Source organism: Bartonella sp. AA9NXGY (assembly GCF_042196845.1).
In the GTDB taxonomy this organism is placed as follows: Bacteria; Pseudomonadota; Alphaproteobacteria; order Rhizobiales; family Rhizobiaceae; genus Bartonella.
This window is the reverse complement of the sequence record NZ_JBHIRB010000036.1, coordinates 1-6462: the sequence shown is the minus strand read 5'-3', so window position 1 is coordinate 6462 and position 6462 is coordinate 1. Positions and strand designations below refer to the sequence as shown.

Below are 6462 nucleotides of genomic sequence, written 5' to 3'. Positions count from 1 at the left end.
CCTGATACTATAGAGCCAGCTGCAAGTGATGTAAGCTTGCTGTTCTCTTTATTGTCCCCATGCGTCGCTACAAACGCACCTTTAGTCTTGCCCCATAACAATGCATCGCCTTGAACTGCTTGCGTAATATTACTTAGTTTTTCATCAAACTTTTTGACCTCATTAGACAGATGAGTGTTCACATTCTTGACACTCGTATCAAGACCCGCAAAGGCGCTACCAACATCGTTATGTGAATTAGTCGTTACTGTACCATCGTCAGAAACATTAGAGATTTTATAAGTCGGAACTGTAAAAACACCCTCTTTAAAGGATGCTTCTCCACCAAGAAACTTAGCTAAATCCTGAGAAATTGTATTGATCTGACTACCATTAATCGCATCATATGAACTCTCACCAATGACACCATCTTTGACATTATGAAGTGCAACTGGTCCTGCATCCTTACCTTTACCTAAAGTCACACTGCTATAGTCAACTATTCCGTCTTCTTTTTTATCGTAGAGAACCACTGCTGAATCATCAGACTGAAGGCTGCTGGAAAGATCCTTCAGACTTGCATCAAGCTGCGCTTTATTGACTGCCTCGTCCCCATTTTGCGCTGCCTTAACACCAGAAAGAATTCGAGCATCACCATCTCGATTTAAAATATTGATTTTATTGCCGCCTCTTTCCGCACCAATAGTAATAAGACCCATCCTATCCTGCTTAACAAGGCTATCACCTTTCACATTGGCAATCTCATTATTAATCTCTTTGCTGATCTCATTTCTAATATTTGTGAAAGAATTACCAACTCCAGCCAAAGCATCCGCCACATTGCCATAGTCTATCTCTTCAGAGTTACCATCATCCTTAACTGTCTTAACCTTAAAACTTGGAGCTTTCCATTTGCCCTCTTTATCATAACCTGCACCTCCACCAAAATAGGTTGCAAGTTGTTCGTTCAGCGAATAAAGCTGTCCACCCGTGACAGCATCCGTTGAATCTTTAGAAACATCACCATCTAAAAGAAACGTAATTTTGCTGTTATCTTGAGTGGCTACAGCTCTGCCTTTTTCTTCTTTGCTCTTTTCATGACGTGCTACAAAGGCATTAGCTTCCTTGCTCCATAACAAAGCATCACCTTTAACTTGCTGAGTAATATTCGTTATGTTTGTAGTAAGTTCGCTAAACTTATTTGTCACATTATCATTAATATTCTTGATATTTCTATCAAGCTGGCTTTTGTTAACAGCGTCATTATTGTTCTTTGCTTCCCCAACACCAGAAATTATCCGATCCGCACCGCTTTCATTTGCAATATTGATTTCTGCGCCACCTACTTTTGCACCAATAGTGAGACGATGCGTTGTCTTATCTTGCTGAACAAAGCTCTCGCTTTCCACTTTGGTAATCACATTATTAACCTGTTCAGTCAATTTATTCTGAACAGTCGTGAGAGCCGTATTAACACCCTCAAACGCATCAGCTACATTCTGATAAGTCTCACTTTTTTCCTCTCCATCAGTATCGAAAGTTTTAATCTTAAAAGTAGGACCTTCTGAGTTTCCATTTCCAAAGTCAGCACCGCCACCAAGATAATTAGCTAAATGGGTACCCACTATATACAGCTGTCCACCATTCACGGCTTCTTCTGAGCTTTGTGTTAAATCACCTGGTGCAAGATTTTTAATTTTACCTGAACTTCTGTCTTTCCCCTCTCCGTGCATAGCACTAAAGGCTTTATCAGTTTTGCTCCACAATAAGGCATCGCCTTGAAATTCTTTATTAATATCGTTTAATTTGTCATTAAAATTATTAACAACAGTATTCAGATGTTTGTTTACATTTATGAAGTTCGTATCAATTCCTGCAAAAGCAGAGCCTACATCGCGATAGTCTTTTGAACCATCTTCTTTACCATCAGCTGTGAAGGTTTTAAGCTTGAATGTAGGGGCTGTCCAAGCGCCATCTTTATAACTAGCACCACCACCAAAATATTTGACTACATTCTCAGATGCTGTTTTGAGATCACTTGTTACAGTTGTAACATTTTGATTTGTAGTAAACAACTGAGAACCAATGACTGCTTCATCTGAATTTGCACTGAGAGCGCCACCTAATAGACCGGAAATTTTCCTTGCCCCATTATCTTTATTCAGAATGCTGATTTCAGTACCACCAGTTCCTTTCCCAATGGTGATAACACCTGATCCCTCAGCACGGAAACTGCGACTTAACGCCATCCCTTCTTCTTGCTTAACAAGAATACTGTCTCTCACATCAGCAATTTCATTATTTGTTGCAAAAAGTTGTGAACCATTTACCGCTTCTGTCGATCCTACTGAGAGCGCCCCATCTTTAACGCCTTTTAGCTCTTTATTGCCAGCATCAATACCACCAGTTGTTATTTTCGGACCACCTGTAATAACTAAGCCTGTTGCGTCTAAGGTATTTGTACCTGCCTTTATGCTCTCTAGTGTGATGTCCTTTGCTAAATCAAATTTTACCTTATTGTCCTCTTTGCCTTTTGTAATATTTAAGTTGCTACTTCCAGCTGCCAAATCCATTGGGTTGGTTGAATCAACACTTGTCGTATCTGCACCATCAACAGAGAGATCCCAACTTGAAGTTATAGAGTTTTTTAGAGCTTTTAACTGCGCAACATTCACGGCATCAGTCTCGTCCGTGCCAGATGCAACGCCAGAAAGAATTCTGGTCTTATTATCTTTATTGGCAATCGTGATTTTATCGCCATCTGTATCCTTACCAATGGTGATATATTTCGTCTGCGCATCTTGTTTAATAAAACTACTGGCTGCTACTTGTTCTTTTATTTCCTTCAGTTGTCCAAAATTCACCGCATCGGTGCTTTCAGTACCCGTTGCCACTCCAGTTATCTTGTTACCTCCAGCATCAATACCTCCGGTGGTTATTTTCGGACCATTGGCAATCACTAAGCCTGTTGCATCTAGGGTATTGCTTCCTGCAGTTACTTTATTGACTGCAATATCCTTGGCTAGATCAAATTTTATATTATTGTCATCTTTGCCTTTGCTAATTTGAAGATTTTCACTTGCCGCTGATAAATCGATCTTGCTCTCTATACCGATAGTTGTAGCATCTGCACCACCAACAGACAGCTGCCAACCTTTATCTACGTAATTTTGTAATGACTTTATCTGCGCAACATTTACTGCATCAGTCAGTTCAGAACCAGCTGCTACCCCTATAATTTGTCGCGTTCCCTTCTCGCTGAGATTACCAACACTCACGGCACCATAAACACTCTTCCATTGAATGTCAGTACCTGTTGCATTCGCTTTCTTATTAGGAGAATAGCCAAAAACACCTCTAGCCCTATCGGCGACAGAATTGTAACCTAGCGCAACACCGCCCGATTCTTTCACTTCTGCCCATGCACCAACAATGGTGGCAGCAGAAGCGTAGTCTTTCGTGCTGTTGCCAACAATAGTAACACCTTCAAACAGATTACTTTGTGAATATGTCTGTATGCCGTTACCAATAGCAATAATATTAATGGCATTCGCATTCTGATTGTTTCCTATTTTTATATCATCATTAGCTGCATACGTACTCACCCTCCTTGCTAAACTATTAACGCCAGACAGCAAAATATCATCACTATTATCGTCCTCAACAGGCAGCATCCACCCTTTTTTAACAAATGTTTTTGGCAATTTTCGCACGGCAATATTATCCGCACTCATGCTTTTATCGTTAACCGCTATTCTTGTAAGCTGTGGCGCTTTCTTATCATCAACATTTCCAACTCGCGCAGAACGGCTACCTTCTGTCAAAACATTTATTATGGAACTCTTATCGCTCTTACCAAAAAGGGTTTTGGTTAAAAAATTTGCATAATCTTCAGAAGCATTCAAACCAGCAACAGAGAGAAGGCTTTGTGGATAAGACACACCGGCATTTTTTACACCTTCAAGAAATGTGTTTCTAAAATCAGGATTTGCTGAAAAAACAGGCGTAACATTCGATAAGAATGTAGCCGCTATAGCCAACGAAAGAACTTTAACAAAAGAAAAACGAGAACGTTTTAATTCACTCGCTGCTTGTGGGGCATATAATTTTTTCATAACAAACTCTCCAATGAAAAAACTTAAAAACACCTCCAAAACATAAAAAAGACACATTTTAGCATTATTGATCTCTTTGGAATTCAGAGTAGACGATTATTGCTTAGAGTGTGAACATTTTGAGTCTTTTGTTTTGTTTGCGCTCTCTGTATTGAGACCTAAATGTTTGTCTTTTTGATTATGTTTTGTGGACATAAAGATGACACATTTAGAGTCTAAGTTTTTTAGTGTGCTTTTTTTCTAACTAAAAAGGGGTCTTTATATTTAATATTACATTTTACTTGGTAGTGGTTACTATAAAATCCTTTGTACTAGGTTTTAGTATGTATTTTCCTAATTATAGACTTTATTTTTATTAGAAAGCATGGTTTTGTTAATAATAAGTAAAGTAAAAAGAAATTGTAATATGTCCGGAATATAATTTTCCTTGGATAACTGGCTTTTTAGTTGGATTTTTTCTTTTTAATATATCATATAATGATATATGCGCGGTCCCGTGGTGTACCTTTTATCTTTACGCACTACTTTTCCCCCTTTGAATTATTTTATCAAAATGAGTCTTACTAATATACATTCCCATACAGCTATAGGCTGTTCAAGAAAATAGCAACATAAAAATATAACTTTTTAGCAATATGGATTCTACTGTGATCTTTTTTCAACAAAATATAGAAAATCTTCTATAAAACCTCACAGTTTATAGCCTCATCAAATATTATGCTTATCTCTAGATAAATACTGTGCGTCTGTAAAAAAAACATCCACCCTTATTTCAATAAATAAGGGTGGATGTTTTGTTCTATTTTCGTTGTTCGTATTATTTTATTTTCAGAGTAATTGCACCACCTATGCCCCAATGACCACCAGCACTCGTGGCAGAGAGATTAGAGCGGATTTTTCCGTTTTCAGATGTATAACCAGCACCAAGAGCAAATGCGGATTGTCCACGCCATGTGCCGCTACCAAATGAGACACTCAAAGATCCCGGCTCGTCAAAGTAACGTAGGTTGGATACTGCTAGACCAACGGCGGCTGCTTGCCTTGCCTCTTTCCGTACGCTCTTAATATCATAACTTAAAATATTAAACTTCATATCTGTATATCGGTCAGACCGATCAACAGCATCATCAATGGCATTAATAACAATATTATCCACCCGACTATCCGTATATTTTTTTGCATCATCGAGAACAATTTTCATCTGTTGCTGAGTGTAATCATGTAGTTGACCACCATTCACCGCTTCTTTCGAACCTTGTTCAATGCGACCATTGGCAACATTATCAATCATAACAGGTTCACTTTCGTTGCCACCTTTTAGAGTGATCTTATTGGTTTTTTTACCATCAGCATCTTTATCATAGTTAACTGCACCATCAGAAAGATTATTAACCGTGTTCTCAATATTATCAACTCTGTCTTCAATATTGAAAACCGTTTCACCAATATTCGTAACCGTAGTGGAAATATTGTCGACTCTGTTTTCAATATGCTTAATATCTTTTTCAACGCCAGTGATACGTTCGTTGGTTTCCCAAAGCTGTCCACCATTGACTGCATCTTTTGAACCTTCTGCAATTTTACCATCTGCTACATTGATAATCTTACTTGGTTGACCATCATGGCTAGCGTCATAAGCTTTTTTCTGCTCATTCCAATTTAAACCATTGGACGAGACATTGTTTTCAACACTTTGAATACGGTCGTTTATCTTAGACATACTCTCACTTACGCCGTCAAAAGCACTGGCAACGTTATGATAATCCTTCTTTTCACCAGAGCTCCCGTCAGCCTTGAATTGTGCTATCTTGAAAGTAGGAGCAGTCCATTCTCCATTATTATAGCCAGCGCCACCACCAAAATATGCAGCAAGCTGATTACTCATCAAATAAAGTTGCGAACCATTTATAGCATCGGTTGAATCTTCAGAAATATCTCCATTAGCAAGAAACTTAATTTTGCTATTTTCTTTGTCTGCTCCATGCTGTGCTACAAATGCCTGCTCATCATTGCTCCACAACAAAGCATCCCCTTTGACTTCTTGTGTAATATCATTGATTTTTTGTGTAAAATTATTGACCACATTCGTGAGATGACTATTCACACTCTTCACATTTGCATCGAGACCACTCAAAGCTGAGCCAACATCATGATAATTGGCTTTTGCCACCTGACCATCTTCAACAATAACAGATAAACTATAGTTTGGTCCTTTAAAAGCACCATTTTCGAACGAGGCACCACCACCAAAATAATTTGCTATATCTCCAGATATTTTATTAATTTGGTTCCCATTGATCGCATCATGCGAATCTTCAGCAATTTTCCCATCTTTAACATTATGGAGGGAAACGGGTGCTGTAGTCTT

2 protein-coding genes are annotated in these 6462 nt (G+C 38.5%); both read right to left on the bottom strand.

Annotated features, from left to right (window positions below; all coding sequences use genetic code 11):
- The coding region (locus tag ACFIM6_RS09265; RefSeq protein ID WP_375612594.1) for a hypothetical protein at positions 1–4094 on the bottom strand (4094 nt) is incomplete at its 3' end.
- Positions 4095–4911: 817 nt separating this feature from the next.
- Positions 4912–6462, bottom strand: a 1551-nt coding sequence (locus ACFIM6_RS09260) for a Vomp family autotransporter (protein ID WP_375612593.1), incomplete at its 5' end; no start/stop codon positions are given.